Annotated in this window: 17 protein-coding genes and 1 pseudogene; 9 read left to right on the forward strand and 9 right to left on the reverse strand. The window is 69.1% G+C overall.

The window, feature by feature from the left end:
• Positions 1-311: 311 nt before the first annotated feature.
• Positions 312-869, reverse strand: coding sequence for a peroxiredoxin (locus EPN98_RS12400; RefSeq protein ID WP_293363019.1), 558 nt, complete (start codon positions 867-869; stop codon positions 312-314).
• Between the two features lie 193 nt (positions 870-1062).
• On the opposite strand from EPN98_RS12400, the gene EPN98_RS12405 reads away from it, so the two are divergent.
• On the forward strand, positions 1063-1959 hold the full coding sequence (locus EPN98_RS12405) for a hydrogen peroxide-inducible genes activator (protein ID WP_293363020.1): 897 nt from the start codon (positions 1063-1065) through the stop codon (positions 1957-1959).
• Positions 1960-1967: 8 nt separating this feature from the next.
• Here EPN98_RS12405 and EPN98_RS12410 read toward each other — a convergent pair whose 3' ends face one another.
• Positions 1968-2600 (reverse strand): TetR family transcriptional regulator, encoded by a 633-nt coding sequence (locus EPN98_RS12410; RefSeq protein ID WP_293363021.1) that lies wholly within the window; start codon positions 2598-2600, stop codon positions 1968-1970.
• A gap of 92 nt (positions 2601-2692) precedes the next feature.
• Between EPN98_RS12410 and EPN98_RS12415 the strand changes: the two genes are divergently transcribed.
• The 6 genes from EPN98_RS12415 (at position 2693) to EPN98_RS12440 (ending at position 7195) form a co-directional block, all read left to right on the forward strand.
• On the forward strand, positions 2693-3358 hold the full coding sequence (locus EPN98_RS12415; RefSeq protein ID WP_293363022.1) for an O-methyltransferase: 666 nt from the start codon (positions 2693-2695) through the stop codon (positions 3356-3358).
• 108 nt (positions 3359-3466) lie between these two features.
• Complete coding sequence (locus tag EPN98_RS12420) at positions 3467-4039, forward strand: PadR family transcriptional regulator (protein WP_293363024.1); 573 nt, start codon at positions 3467-3469, stop codon at positions 4037-4039.
• 126 nt (positions 4040-4165) lie between these two features.
• Positions 4166-4990, forward strand: coding sequence for a diaminopimelate epimerase (dapF, locus tag EPN98_RS12425; protein ID WP_293363025.1), 825 nt, complete (start codon positions 4166-4168; stop codon positions 4988-4990).
• Positions 4987-5415: a hypothetical protein gene (locus EPN98_RS12430; protein ID WP_293363027.1), complete on the forward strand. Its 429-nt coding sequence runs from the start codon at positions 4987-4989 to the stop codon at positions 5413-5415. The genes dapF and EPN98_RS12430 overlap by 4 nt, the downstream gene beginning before the upstream one ends.
• Entirely contained in the window at positions 5412-6761 is a 1350-nt protein-coding gene (gene mtaB, locus EPN98_RS12435) for a tRNA (N(6)-L-threonylcarbamoyladenosine(37)-C(2))-methylthiotransferase MtaB (RefSeq protein WP_293363028.1), read from the forward strand. The genes EPN98_RS12430 and mtaB overlap by 4 nt, the downstream gene beginning before the upstream one ends.
• Entirely contained in the window at positions 6758-7195 is a 438-nt protein-coding gene (locus EPN98_RS12440) for a GFA family protein (protein WP_293363030.1), read from the forward strand. Before mtaB ends, EPN98_RS12440 begins: the two co-directional genes overlap by 4 nt.
• Here EPN98_RS12440 and EPN98_RS12445 read toward each other — a convergent pair.
• Positions 7192-7809, reverse strand: coding sequence for a trimeric intracellular cation channel family protein (locus EPN98_RS12445; protein ID WP_293363031.1), 618 nt, complete (start codon positions 7807-7809; stop codon positions 7192-7194). The two genes, EPN98_RS12440 and EPN98_RS12445, sit on opposite strands and share 4 nt — an antisense overlap.
• A gap of 59 nt (positions 7810-7868) precedes the next feature.
• On the opposite strand from EPN98_RS12445, the gene ftsY reads away from it, so the two are divergent.
• Positions 7869-8813, forward strand: coding sequence for a signal recognition particle-docking protein FtsY (gene ftsY / locus EPN98_RS12450; protein WP_293363032.1), 945 nt, complete (start codon positions 7869-7871; stop codon positions 8811-8813).
• Positions 8810-9403 (forward strand): septation protein IspZ, encoded by a 594-nt coding sequence (locus EPN98_RS12455; protein WP_293363033.1) that lies wholly within the window; start codon positions 8810-8812, stop codon positions 9401-9403. Before ftsY ends, EPN98_RS12455 begins: the two co-directional genes overlap by 4 nt.
• Before the next feature lie 55 nt (positions 9404-9458).
• Here EPN98_RS12455 and EPN98_RS12460 read toward each other — a convergent pair whose 3' ends face one another.
• From EPN98_RS12460 to EPN98_RS12485, 6 genes and pseudogenes are all read right to left on the reverse strand, one after another.
• Positions 9459-9653: a hypothetical protein gene (locus tag EPN98_RS12460; RefSeq protein ID WP_293363034.1), complete on the reverse strand. Its 195-nt coding sequence runs from the start codon at positions 9651-9653 to the stop codon at positions 9459-9461.
• A gap of 96 nt (positions 9654-9749) precedes the next feature.
• Positions 9750-10001 carry a hypothetical protein gene (locus EPN98_RS12465; RefSeq protein ID WP_293363035.1) on the reverse strand — a complete coding sequence of 84 codons (252 nt, stop codon included), beginning with the start codon at positions 9999-10001 and terminating at the stop codon, positions 9750-9752.
• Positions 10002-10063: 62 nt separating this feature from the next.
• A complete protein-coding gene (locus EPN98_RS12470) occupies positions 10064-10579 on the reverse strand; it encodes a DsbE family thiol:disulfide interchange protein (protein ID WP_293363036.1) in 516 nt (171 codons plus the stop codon).
• Positions 10576-10722, reverse strand: coding sequence for a heme exporter protein CcmD (gene ccmD / locus EPN98_RS12475; protein WP_293363038.1), 147 nt, complete (start codon positions 10720-10722; stop codon positions 10576-10578). Before ccmD ends, EPN98_RS12470 begins: the two co-directional genes overlap by 4 nt.
• Positions 10722-11465 (reverse strand): annotated as a pseudogene (ccmC, locus tag EPN98_RS12480) (heme ABC transporter permease CcmC); the annotation flags it as partial. The gene ccmD and the pseudogene ccmC, both read right to left, overlap by 1 nt.
• 22 nt (positions 11466-11487) lie before the next feature.
• Complete coding sequence (locus tag EPN98_RS12485; protein ID WP_293363039.1) at positions 11488-12159, reverse strand: Spy/CpxP family protein refolding chaperone; 672 nt, start codon at positions 12157-12159, stop codon at positions 11488-11490.
• Positions 12160-12247 lie beyond the last annotated feature (88 nt).

Raw genomic sequence — 12247 nt, forward strand, 5'->3', positions numbered from 1 at the left:
CGCCCAGCGCGTGGGCCGAGGCGACGAAGGCGCCCCACTTCTGCTGGTCGTTGAGCACGGTCTCGGAGGCCAGGCTGCCGAGGTTCAGGCTGATGTCCTTGGCATAGGCGGGCAGCGCATCGCGAAGGGTGTCGAGGGACATGTCCGTCTCCGGGAAGGGAAAAGAAGATGCCCAGGGACGCAGCGGGGAGGGAGATGCGTGCGCGCCCCTGGGCAAGGCTGAAGGTCCGCGGGGTGTGTGGGACGCGGCCTTCAGGCGAAACGGCCGCCGACGGTTACGTTCGGCGGCCGCGTGCGGTTATCCGGTCGACCTAGGCGGCCTTCAGCGTCTCGCCGCCGACCGAGCGGTTGCACGGGCAGAGCTCGTCGGTCTGCAGCGCGTCGAGCACGCGCAGGGTGTCCTGCGGGTTGCGGCCGACGTTCAGGTTCGTGACGTAGACGTGCTGCACCACGTTGTCGGGGTCGACGATGAAGGTGGCGCGCTGGGCGACGCCTTCTTCGAGGTTGAGGACGCCCAGGTCGCGGGCGAACTGGCCGCCGTTGTCGGCAAAGTTCCAGATGGCCAGGTTGTGCAGGTCCGGGTGTTCCCGGCGCCAGCCCAGCTTGGAATGCTCGTTGTCGGTCGAGCCGCCCAGGACGACGGCGTCACGGTCGGCGAATTCGCGGTTCAGGCGGGCGAACTCGGCGATCTCGGTGGGGCACACGAAGGTGAAGTCCTTCGGGTAGAAGAAGATGACCTTCCACTGACCCTTGAAGCTGTCCTTGGTGAGGGTCTCGAACGCGCTCTCGCCGTTCTCTTCGTGGCGCATGAACTTGGGCTTCACGCCCACGATCTTGAAGTCGGGAAGCGTCTGGCCAACACCCAGCATACTGAAACTCTCCTAGTGATTTGGTGGACGGCGGGTCGGGGAGGAGTGACTGCCGAGGCGCGGAGATAGGCCGTGGGCGTCGACAGTTCCAATTGATAGTTTTTGCGATTGAGATAGAGAGGGCCTATGGCTCGTGCGGGCATGGCCATCCTGGCGCTCGCATTGTGCTCGCCGGAATGACGGATCAGACCGAATGCTGCCGACCATCCGCCAGCTCCAGTACCTCAAGCTGCTCGCCGAGCACGGGGCGTTCGGCAAGGCGGCCGAGGCCGCGCACGTCACTCAGCCCACCCTGTCGGCCGGCATCCAGGAGCTGGAGCGGACGCTGGGCGCGCCGGTGGTGGACCGGGCCCGGACCGGCGTGATCCTGACGCCGGTGGGCGAAGAGGCGCTGCGCCGCGCGACCGTGATCCTCAACGAGGCTGAGGAACTGGTGGAGGCGGCCAAGAACGCAGGCCAGCCCCTGACCGGCCGTTTCCGGCTGGGCGTCATCCCCACCATCGCGCCGTTCCTGTTGCCGGGCGCCCTGCCGCTGCTAAGGCAGAGGTTTCCCAAGCTGAAGCTGTTCCTGCGCGAGGACCTGACGCAGCGCCTGATCGCCCAGTTGAAGGCCGGTCGCCTGGATGCGGCCTTGATCGCGCTGCCGTTCGACATGGGCGGGCTGGAGTGGGCGCACGTGGCCGACGACGAGCTGTTGGCCGCGCTGCCAGCCGATCATCCCTTGGCCAAGCTGGCGTCGGCCTCGCCCGAGGCGATGGAGCGCGAGAACCTGATCCTGCTGGAAGACGGCCACTGCCTGCGCGAGCACGCGCTGTCGGCCTGCAAGCTGGGGCCGCCCAAGACCAGCAACGGGGAAGAGCCGTTCACCGCCACCTCGCTCCCTACGCTGGTGCAGATGGTGGGCTCGGGCCTGGGCGTGACCTTCCTGCCGCGGATGGCGGTGAGCGCGGGCCTCGACAAGGCCGCCGACGTCGCGATCCGCCCCATCGACGCCGAGCATCCGTCACGGGAGATCGTGGTGGCCTGGCGCTCCGGTTCCAATCGCCGGGCCGAAGGGCGCCTGCTGGCCGAGGTGCTGAAAGAGGTGTGAGCCCCGGCTCAGGCCCGCCCGAGGCGCTCGAGGTAGGCGCAGAACATGTCGGCCATGGCGTCGGCATAGGCGGTGATCTCGTCGGGCGTCCGCGGGCTCTCGGAGAAATCCTTGCCCACCGTCCTGAGCGTCGTGGTGACGAGGTCGCCGGCCAGCGCGCGCGTGGCGTCGCTGGCATGGGGCAGGGCCTCGTCCATGAACGCCTGGGCCGCGTCATGGCCCGACAGCCGCGCCCACCGCGCCTCGGGGGCGTCGCGATAGAGTGGGGCCGCGTCGTTGAGCGCCACGCGCATCCCGGCCTCCTCGCATTCCGAACGGATGAAGGCGCGGACCAGCGCACGCAGGCGCTCGGGCGGCGGTCGGCTGCGGTCGCCCAGGATCTCGCGCAGCAGGTCGGTGGTCTCGCGCCATTCGTCGGTCTGCAGCCGGAACAGGATCGCGGCCTTGTTCGGGAAGTACTGGTAGACCGATCCCACGCTGACGCCGGCCTTCTCCGCCACCCGCGCGGTGGTGAAGCGCTGGGCGCCCTCCTTCGCCAGAACCTGAGCCGCCGCCTCCAGGATCGCCGCGACCAGCTCTGTCGAGCGCGCCTGCTTCGGCGTCTTTCGTGAGGAAATCCGGGGACTTGGGCGACCGGTCATGGCGCTTTCGGGCAATGCGAATATCGAACGCGACGAATTAGTCGCATTTTTCCGATGGGCGCAAGGACGCGCCCGAACCGGAGCTCCTCCCCATGAACACCCTGACCACCGCCCCGGTCGCGCCGCTGCTGGCGCGACTGTTCGAAGAGGCCGACGCCGCCTCGCCCGCCGACAGCCCCGCCTTCGTTTCCGTGCCGGCCGAGGAGCGCGCCCGCCTGATGCAGAGCAGGTCCGACTACGCCTTCCTTTACGCGGCCCTGAAGGACTACCCGTTGCCCGTCTCGCGGGAGACCGGAACCCTGCTCTACATGCTGGCCCGCAGCAGCGGCGCACGATCCATCGTCGAGTTCGGGACGTCGTTCGGACTGTCGACCCTGCACCTGGCCGCGGCGCTGCGCGACAACGGCGGCGGGCGGTTGATCACCACCGAGTTCGAACCATCGAAGGCCGCGCGGGCGCGCCGGAACCTGGCGGAAGGCGGGGTGGCCGACCTGGTGGAGATCCGCGAGGGCGACGCCCTGCAGACCCTGGCCGTCGACTTGCCCGGGACCATCGACCTCGTCCTGCTGGACGGGGCGAAGGCGCTCTACGGCGATATCCTCAGCCTGCTGGAGAGCTGTCTGCGACCCGGCGCGCTGATCGTGGCCGACAACGCCGACCACTGCCCGGAGTACCTGGCGCGCGTGCGCTCGCCGGCGAACGGCTACCTGTCGATCCCCTTCGGCGCGGACGTCGAACTGTCGATGCGCACCGGCTGAGCAGCGCGTTTCCGATATAATTTCGACTGTATCTAAAAACCGCTTGCAGCTCGAAACGATTTCGATGTATCTAATGTTTAGACATATCTAAAGGAGTCTAAAATACATATGCACCGACACCTCTTCCACGATCGCGGACTTCATCGCAGCCGGCATGGCTGGGGCGGCCGCATGGGCCACCACGGCGAGGGGCGCGGCGAGCGTGGTGAGCGTCGCCATCGCCGGTTCGGCCGGTTCTTCGAGCACGGAGACCTGCGCTTCGTGGTGCTGGCGCTGCTCGAGGAGCAGCCGCGCCACGGCTACGAGCTGATCAAGGAGCTGGAGGAGCGCACCGGCGGCGCGTACCGCCCGTCGCCCGGCGTGGTCTATCCCACCCTGTCGCTGCTGGAGGACGAAGGCTTCGTTCTTCAGGCCGGCGGCGAGACCGGCCGCAAGCTCTACCAGATCAACGACGCGGGTAAGGCCGAACTCGACAAGCACCGCACCGCCGTCGAGGGCCTGTTCGCCCAGATGGAGGAGGCCGCCCGCCACGCCGGGCCCGGCCGCCCCCGCGTGGGTCGCGCGATGATGAACCTGGGCATGGCGCTCAAGAACCGCATGCAGCGCCCGGTGTCCGCCGAACAGCTCGACCGCATCGTCCAGATGATCGACGACACCGCCGCCGAAATCGAAAAGAGCTGATCCTCCCCGACGCTCTTGTCCCTGGGCCTCCGCGTTCGCGCGGGGGCCTTTCTTTTTTAGGCGCGCGAGGCGCCGCCCCGCGCCTCAGGTGCGGCGTCGCTCGGTTTCGCCTATATACCGCGGCCCATGACGCGCCCGTTTCTCAAGATGAATGGCCTCGGCAACGACTTCGTCGTGATCGAGACCCGGTCCGGTCCCTTCGATCCCACGGCGGACGAGGTGCGGGCGATCGCCGACCGCAAGACCGGCGTCGGCTGCGACCAGCTGATCGTGATCGGGAAGTCCGAGGCCGACGCCGATGCGCGCGTGCGCTTCTGGAACGCAGACGGCGAAGAGGTCAGCGCGTGTGGGAACGGGACCCGCTGCGTCGGCTGGCTGCTGATGCAGTCGACGGGCAAGGACGAGGCCGTCATTGACACCCAGGCGGGCCGGCTGGTGGCCACTCGCGCGGGAGAACGGCTGGTCAGCGTCGACATGGGTCCGCCGCGGCTGGACTGGCAGGAGATTCCTCTGGCCTCGGCGCACGACACTGCGGCCCTCGACGTGGCGCTCTTCCACCACGCCGACCTGATGGCGCCCCCAGGGTGTGTCTCCATGGGCAACCCGCATGTGGTCTTCTTTGTGCCCGACGTGGCGCAGGCGCCGGTCGAGCTGGCCGGGCCGGCCGTCGAGACGCACCCTCTCTTCCCCGAGCATGTGAACGTCGGCTTCGCCCAGATCCTGGAGCGCGACCGCATCCGCCTGCGCGTCTGGGAACGCGGCGCCGGCCTCACGAAGGCCTGTGGCACCGGGGCCTGCGCAGCCCTCGTGGCCGCCTCGCGCCGTGACCTCGTCGGCCGGCATGCGACGATGGTGCTGGACGGCGGCGAACTGTTCATCGAGTGGCGCGAGGATGGACACGTCATCATGACCGGTCCCGCGGCCGTGGACTTCGCAGGCGAGCTGCCATGAACCAGACCCCGGCGGAGGGACGGCCGCGGCGCTGGTGGCTGGCGATGATCCTGAATATGGTCTTCGCGCCCACCGGCTACGCCTACGTCGGGGCGTGGCGGACCCTGGCTGTCTTCTGCGGCCTCATGGCTGTGGGCGCGTTCGCCCTGCCCGAGGCGCTCCACCAGTGGCCGGCCGCCGCCGACGCCCTCGGCAAGAATGGACTGCTGATCGGCGCGGTCGTCCTGGCCCTGGCTGTCGGCGCGCACGCCGCCTGGCTGGCGACCAAGGCCCCACCGCGCACGGGAGCCTCGCGGGCGATCGTCTACATCGTGCCGTGGATCCTGCTCACGATGTTCAACATGTTGGTGCGCACCTATGGCCCGCATCCGGCCGCCGCCAGCGCGCCCGCGCCCGTCGGCCAGGACCTGAGCCGCCAGCCATGAAGGACGTGACGCCCGACGCCCTCGATCCCGACTTCGCCGCCGACGCCCCGGCCGGCGACGCCTCAACTGGCGGGGACGTGCGCATCGTCACCTTCGGCTGCCGCCTGAACGCCTACGAGAGCGAGGTCATCCGCAAGCGCGCGGCCGAGGACGGGCTCAGCGACGCGGTCGTATTCAACACCTGCGCGGTCACCAACGAGGCCGTGCGCCAGGCGCGACAGGCGATCCGCAAGGCGCGGCGCGAGCGGCCGGGCGCCAAGCTGATCGTCACCGGCTGCGCCGCCCAGATCGACCCCGCCGCCTTCGCCGCCATGCCCGAGGTGGACCTGGTCCTGGGCAATGCCGAGAAGAGCCAGGCGGGTTCCTACGCGCCTCAGGTTGTGCCGCCAGGGGCGGAACCCATGCGGGTCCGCGTCAACGACATCATGAGCGTGCGCGAGACGGCCGGGCACCTTATCGACGGCCTCAAGGATCGGGCGCGGGCCTACGTCGAGGTCCAGAACGGCTGCGACCACCGCTGCACCTTCTGCATCATCCCCTACGGCCGCGGCAACTCGCGCTCGGCGCCGGCGGGCGAGGTGGTGGAACAGGTGCGCCGGCTGGCCGCCGAGGGCTACCGCGAGGTCGTGCTGACCGGCGTGGACGTGACCAGCTGGGGCGCCGACCTGCCGGGCCAGCCCACCCTGGGCCAGCTGGTGGCGCGAATCCTGAAGCTGGTTCCCGGCCTGCCGCGCCTGCGCCTGTCGTCCATCGATGCGGCCGAGATCGACGCCGACCTGCTACGCTGCCTGGCCGAAGAGCCGCGGCTGATGCCCTACCTGCACCTGTCGCTGCAGGCGGGCGACGACATGATCCTGAAGCGCATGAAGCGCCGCCACTTGCGCGCGGACGCGCTGAAGCTGGTGGCCGAGGTGCGCGCGGTGCGGCCGGACACCGCCTTCGGCGCCGACCTGATCGCGGGCTTCCCCACCGAGACCGACGCGATGTTCGAGAACACGCTGAAGCTCGTCGAGGAGGCGGGACTGGCGTTCCTGCACGTCTTTCCGTTCAGCGCCCGTCCCGGGACGCCGGCGGCGCGGATGCCCAAGGTGAAGGGCGACGCCGTGAAGGCCCGCGCCGCGCGCCTGCGCGCCGCCGGCGACGCGGCCCTGGTCCGGCATCTGGCCGCCCAGGTCGGCCGCACCCTGAACGGGCTGGTCGAGCGGCCCGGCGTGGCCCGCGCGGAGGATTTCACCGAGATCGCGTTCTCGGGCGAGGCGGCGGTGGGCGACGTAACGGCCCTGCGCGTCACGGGCCACGACGGCCGGCGCGTCCTGGCGACAGTGCTGGAGGCGGAAGCGGCATGAGCATCACCGGCGGCTGCCAGTGCGGGGCGATCCGGTTCCGGGCCGAGACGCTGGGCGAGGCCAGCATCTGCCATTGCCGCATGTGCCAGAAGGCCACCGGCGGGCTCTTCGGCCCCTATGTGGGCGTCGAGGGGCTGACTTGGACCCGCGGCGAGCGTCGGCGCTTCCAGAGTTCAAACAAGGTCTGGCGCGGGTTCTGCGAGGCGTGCGGCACGCCGCTGACGTGGGAGCACGTGGCCGGGCCGGTGGCGGTGGCGATCGGCGTGCTGGACGATCCGGCCGCCGTGCGGGTGACCGAACAGCTGGGCAGCGCCAGCAAGCTGCCGTGGGTCGACGACCTGCCGGGCCTGCCTGTCCATGAGCCGACCGAGCCGCGGGCCGCCGCGCATCTGGCCAGCATCGAGAGCCTGCAGCATCCCGATCACGACACCTAGGCCCGCCCGGGGAACCCCGGCATCTGCCAGCCGAACAGGATCGCCCCGGCGCGCACGCTGAACGCCGCCAGGAACCCTAGGCCGCCGCTGACCGCCAGGGGCAGGCTCATGCCGTGCAGCCCCACGAACACGGCCGCGCCCAGCAGCGCCGGGGTCACGTAGAGCTCGCGACGAAGCAGCACCGAGGGCTGGTTGGCCAGCACATCGCGGATCACGCCGCCGAAGGTGGCCGTCAGCACGCCCATGATGACCGCCGAGACCGGCGGCACGCCCAGCGACGTGGCCTTGAGCGCGCCCACGCTGGCGTAGGCGGCCATGCCCAGGGCGTCCGACCAGAGGAGCAGGCGGTCGCGGCTGCGCCCCCACCCCAGCATCCAGACCGCCACCGCCGCGGCCACGCAGACGACGATGTACTGCGGCCGCGCCACCCAGAAGACCGGCGCGTCGATCAGGAGGTCGCGCAGCGTGCCGCCGCCAACCCCCGTCACCGCCGCGAAGAAGCCGAAGGTGATGATGTCGTGCTTGGCCCGGGCCGCCGCCAGCGCCCCCGACGCGCCGAATACCGCCACGGCGGCGTAGTCCAGCACGGTGAGGGCGGTTTCAATGGGCGGCATCGTCCCCTTGATGCGGTGGGGCGTGACGCGCCGCAAGCCTCCGGCTAGAAGCGGGCTTCATGTCAGAACCCAAACGCGGCTGGTTCGCCCGCCTCACCGAGGGGCTCACCAAGTCTTCGAAGCAGATGGGCGAGCAGATCGCCCAGGTCTTCGTCGCCAAGGAGCCGCTCACCCAGGCCAAGCTCGACGAGCTTGAAGAGATGCTGATCGAGGCCGACCTCGGCCCGCATTCGGCTGCGCGCATCACCGAGCGCTTCGCCTCCGAGAAGTTCGGCAAGGACGTCGACGAGCGAGAGATCCGCGAAGCGCTCAGCGTGGCGATCGGCGACGAACTGGCGACCCGCGCCGGCGTGTTCGACCCGCTGTCGGGACCAAAGCCCTACATTGTGCTGTTCATCGGCGTGAACGGCTCTGGCAAGACCACCACCCTGGGGAAGATCGCCACAGACCTGACGCGCCAGGGCGCCAAGGTGCTGGTGGTGGCCGGCGACACCTTCCGCGCCGCCGCCGTCGAGCAACTGAAGATCTGGGCCGAGCGGGCCGGCGCCGACTTCATGGGCCGCCCGACCGGATCCGACGCCGCGGGCCTGACATTCGACGCCGTTCAAAAGGCGAAGTCCGAAGGGTACGACGTGGTCCTGGTCGACACCGCCGGCCGCCTGCAGAACAAGCAGGGCCTGATGGACGAACTGCTGAAGATCATCCGCGTGGTGAAGAAGATCGACCCCGACGCGCCGCACGAGACCCTGCTGGTGCTGGACGCCACCGTGGGCCGCAATGCGCTGGCCCAGGAGAACATCTTCGGCAACCAGATCGGCGTGTCCGGGATCGTGATGACCAAGCTGGACGGCACCGCCCGCGGCGGCGTCCTGGTGCCCGTGGCCCAGGCGTCGGACAGCCCGATCAAGCTGATCGGTGTCGGAGAAGGCGTGGACGATCTCCAGCCCTTCAATGCGCGGGCCTTCGCCCGCACCCTGGTGGGGCTCGAGGAGTCGGCAGCGTGAACGAACAGAACCGTCGCGGCTGGGTCCGGTATGTCATCGACTTCTCGGCGCCGCTCTCGCTGCTGATCAGCTACTTCTTCTTCGGCCGCGACTTCATGCTGGCGACCGGCGTGTCGGTGGTCGTGGCGATCATTGCGCTGGCGTTCGGCTTCCTGGTCGAGCGGCGGCTGGCCTGGATGCCGTTGATCGTGGGCGTCCTGGGGATCGTGTTCGGCGGGCTGACCCTGATCTTCCAGGCCGACTGGATCCTGAAGCTGCGGCCCACCTTCGTGAACTACGCCTTCGCGCTGATCTTCTTCGGCGGCCTGATCCTGAAGAAGAACCCGATCAAGGCGGTGCTGGGCTGGGCGTTCACTTTACCCGTCGAAGCGTGGCGCACCCTGGAGCTGCGCTACGCTATCTTCTCGGTGGTTCTGGGCACGCTGAACCTCATCATCTGGATGACCCAGACCGAAGCCACATGGGTGACCTGGGATACGATCGGCATCCGGGTCTTGAGCGCCGCCTTCGGCGTGGCCCAGATGCCGCTCCTGATGAAGCACCTGAAGGACCCCGAAGTCCCGCCGCCGCCCAGGACGGACGGCGCGTAAAGCCTTGATCGCGGTTCGGCGCAGAATGCCGGCGACCATGTTTCCGCAACGCGATCTAGTACTTCGGGAACGTGATGTTGGTGCGCCGCAGGTGCGGCGTCGCCAGGCGGTCGTAGTCCGTCGGCGACTGACTGTCGAAAATCAGATCGAGGATGACCTTGCCGTCCGCCACCGCAGGCGGCGGCTCGTCGTAGAGCTCGCGCCAGAGCGCGGCGGCCTCCTCGTAGATCCTGTCGTCCCGACCCTGCATGGCGCTGTCCTTCACCGCCAGAACCCATGGGCCCGGTACTACGTTCCCCGATAAACCATAGTTAATCCGGCGATTTAGGCGCGCGCGCCGAAGTGATCAGACGCGAATGTCCAGCAACGATCCGGGGCGCAGGATCTTCTGAGGGGTGTCGGCGGGTCGGGCCTCGGCGACGCGGTTGATCGACTGAGGCGCTGCGGTCGCTGTCGGGGCCGGCGTTGTCTGCGGCGCCTGAGCCTGGCCCATGGCGGCGTTGAAGAAGGCCCGCTGCGCCGCGGCGCGGCCCGCGTCGTCGCGTTGGCCGCCCAGGGGCGCCTGTTGCGGGAAGGGGGTCGGGCGGATGGTCGACAAGGGTGCGGGCCGAATATGGTTAACGGACCGATCCAAACTGCCTGCTGGTCGTCAATGAGCGGTTAACGCAGCGCCTTGACCAGCCGTTCCGCGTCGGCGTCGCCCAGCGGCCCCGTGTGCTTGGCGAGGATCTGGCCGTCCCGGCTCACCACATAGGTCTCGGGCACGCCGGTGACGCCGAACTCAACCCCCGCGGCCCCGTCGCGATCGACCACGGCGTTGACGAACGGATCGCCCATCCGGGTGAGGAACGCTTCGGTGTTGGACGGCGCATCCTTGTAGGCCACGCCGATCACCCGGACCCCGCGCCCCTTCAGGCCCATCAGCACCGGATGCTCGATCTCGCAGGGCGCGCACCACGACGCGAAGAAATTCACCACCATCGGCCCTTCGGCGGCGATCGCCCGCAGGCGCACGGGCTGGCCGCCGCGCAGCGTGGGCAAGATGAGGTCGGGCATCGGCTTGCCCACCATCGCCTGGGGCTGGACCTGAGGATCTCGGCGCAGGGCATAGAAGTAGAAGAGGCCGCCCAGCGCGGCGAGCGCGATCAGCGGCAGGAAGGCCAATCCGCGGTTCACTTGGACCCCTGGCCCGACAGTTCCTCGAAGCGCTTCTTCCAGTAGCGGGCGCGGCTGAGCGAGAACCAGATCAAGCCGGCGAACACGAGCCCCGTGATGACGAAGGCCGGGATGATGTACTCGGCGTACTTGAAGTCGAACATCAGCCTCTCGCCACACGAAGCGCCGCGGCCTCGGCCCGGCGACGCCAGAGCTCGCCCCGGATGCCCACCAGCCACAGCGAGCCGAAGGCCGACATGTAGGCCAGCGCCATCAGCAGCAGCGGCACCCAGAACACCGGCGGCATCGACGGCCCGTCCTTGCGGAACAGCGACGTGCCCTGGTGGATCGAGTTCCACCATTCGACGCTGAAGTGGATGATCGGCAGGTTGATGGAGCCGACCAGGGCGAGGATCGCGGCGGCGCGGGCCGCCTTCTGCTCGTCGTCCATCGAGGCCCGCAGCGCGATGTAGGCGATGTAGAGCAGGAACATCACCAGCACCGAGGTCAGTCGGCCGTCCCACTCCCACCAGGTGCCCCACATGGGCCGGCCCCAGAACGAGCCCGTGACCAGGGCCAGGAAGGTGAAGGCCGCCCCGATCGGCGCCGCGGCCTGTGCCGCCGCGTCGGCGAGGGTGTGGCGGAAGATCAGCGCCAGGAAGCTGGCGATCGCCAGGCAGAGATAGGCGAACATGCTCATCTGCGCCGCCGGCACGTGGATGAACATTATCCGAACCGTCTGGCCCTGCTGATAATCCTCGGGCGCGGTGAAGCCGAGGTAGAGACCCGCCACGGCCAGGAGACCGGCGATGACGCCGAACATCGGCGCGGCCCAGCGGGAGAACGCCATGAAGCGTTCGGGATTCGACAGGAAGGCGGGCGCCCAGCTCATAACGTCGGCATAGAGTCCGAGCGCCCGCGCGGCAAGACTAGAGCATCGGCGGCTTGGGCGGGGCGGGCGGGGTTGGCGGCCTGTGGTCGACGGGCAGGAGCGTCGGGCCGAAGCCGGGGCCGGCGAACATCAGAATCGGCATGCTGTCGAAGACCTTCTTCTGCTTGTCGTCGAGCTGGCCGTAGAAGGTCTTGGTGGCCTCTATGCGCTGACGCATGGCGGTCTGCTGCTCGGCCATCCTCGCTTCCATCGCAACCAGTCGCTCGGGCGTGGTCAGCGGGCTGTCCCCGCGACGGTCGAAGCGCACCATATGATCGCCGCGCGGCCCGCCGCGACCGACGGCTTCGAGATACGCCTTCAATGCCGGTTCCTGGTCGGCGCGCAGCTGCAGCATCGTCCGCAGGTGGTCCTCGCGGTCTCCGCCTCGGAAGACGAACACCTGCTTGTCATTGTCGCCGCCGCGATAGATGCGGACCTCGCGGCGAACCTCGTCTGCAGTGCGTCGGGCCTCACGGGCGCCGTCCCGCGCATCCCGAGCCGTGTCGCGCGCCTCGCGATGGGTCTCTCGTGCATGCGCGGCCGCGGCGCTGGCGTCCTCTGCGGCCTGGCGGGCCGCGTCCTGAGGGGCCTGGGCGACGGCGGCGCCCGCCCCCGCGACGAGGGTGAGGGCCGCGGCGCCGGCCAGCAGTTTGGTCAGGGTTTTCGACATCGTCTGTCTCCCGCTTAGGTGTTCCCTTCGAACAGGAAGCTCAGGCAAAGCTTGGGGCGGAAAAGCGGCGGGCGGGATTAAGCTTTCT

The sequence above is a fragment of the Phenylobacterium sp. genome (assembly GCF_004299445.1).
Classification (GTDB): Bacteria; Pseudomonadota; Alphaproteobacteria; order Caulobacterales; family Caulobacteraceae; genus Phenylobacterium.

Coding starts and splice junctions, on each gene's coding strand:
- EPN98_RS12440 (WP_293363030.1), top strand. CDS start 6,758: ATGAGCATCACCGGCGGCTGCCAGTGCGGGGCGATCCGGTTCCGGGCC.
- EPN98_RS12400 (WP_293363019.1), bottom strand. CDS start 869: ATGCTGGGTGTTGGCCAGACGCTTCCCGACTTCAAGATCGTGGGCGTG.
- EPN98_RS12410 (WP_293363021.1), bottom strand. CDS start 2,600: ATGACCGGTCGCCCAAGTCCCCGGATTTCCTCACGAAAGACGCCGAAG.
- EPN98_RS12485 (WP_293363039.1), bottom strand. CDS start 12,159: ATGTCGAAAACCCTGACCAAACTGCTGGCCGGCGCCGCGGCCCTCACC.
- EPN98_RS12420 (WP_293363024.1), top strand. CDS start 3,467: ATGCACCGACACCTCTTCCACGATCGCGGACTTCATCGCAGCCGGCAT.
- EPN98_RS12430 (WP_293363027.1), top strand. CDS start 4,987: ATGAACCAGACCCCGGCGGAGGGACGGCCGCGGCGCTGGTGGCTGGCG.
- ccmD (WP_293363038.1), bottom strand. CDS start 10,722: ATGTTCGACTTCAAGTACGCCGAGTACATCATCCCGGCCTTCGTCATC.
- EPN98_RS12445 (WP_293363031.1), bottom strand. CDS start 7,809: ATGCCGCCCATTGAAACCGCCCTCACCGTGCTGGACTACGCCGCCGTG.
- mtaB (WP_293363028.1), top strand. CDS start 5,412: ATGAAGGACGTGACGCCCGACGCCCTCGATCCCGACTTCGCCGCCGAC.
- dapF (WP_293363025.1), top strand. CDS start 4,166: ATGACGCGCCCGTTTCTCAAGATGAATGGCCTCGGCAACGACTTCGTC.
- EPN98_RS12460 (WP_293363034.1), bottom strand. CDS start 9,653: ATGCAGGGTCGGGACGACAGGATCTACGAGGAGGCCGCCGCGCTCTGG.
- EPN98_RS12415 (WP_293363022.1), top strand. CDS start 2,693: ATGAACACCCTGACCACCGCCCCGGTCGCGCCGCTGCTGGCGCGACTG.
- EPN98_RS12405 (WP_293363020.1), top strand. CDS start 1,063: ATGCTGCCGACCATCCGCCAGCTCCAGTACCTCAAGCTGCTCGCCGAG.
- ftsY (WP_293363032.1), top strand. CDS start 7,869: ATGTCAGAACCCAAACGCGGCTGGTTCGCCCGCCTCACCGAGGGGCTC.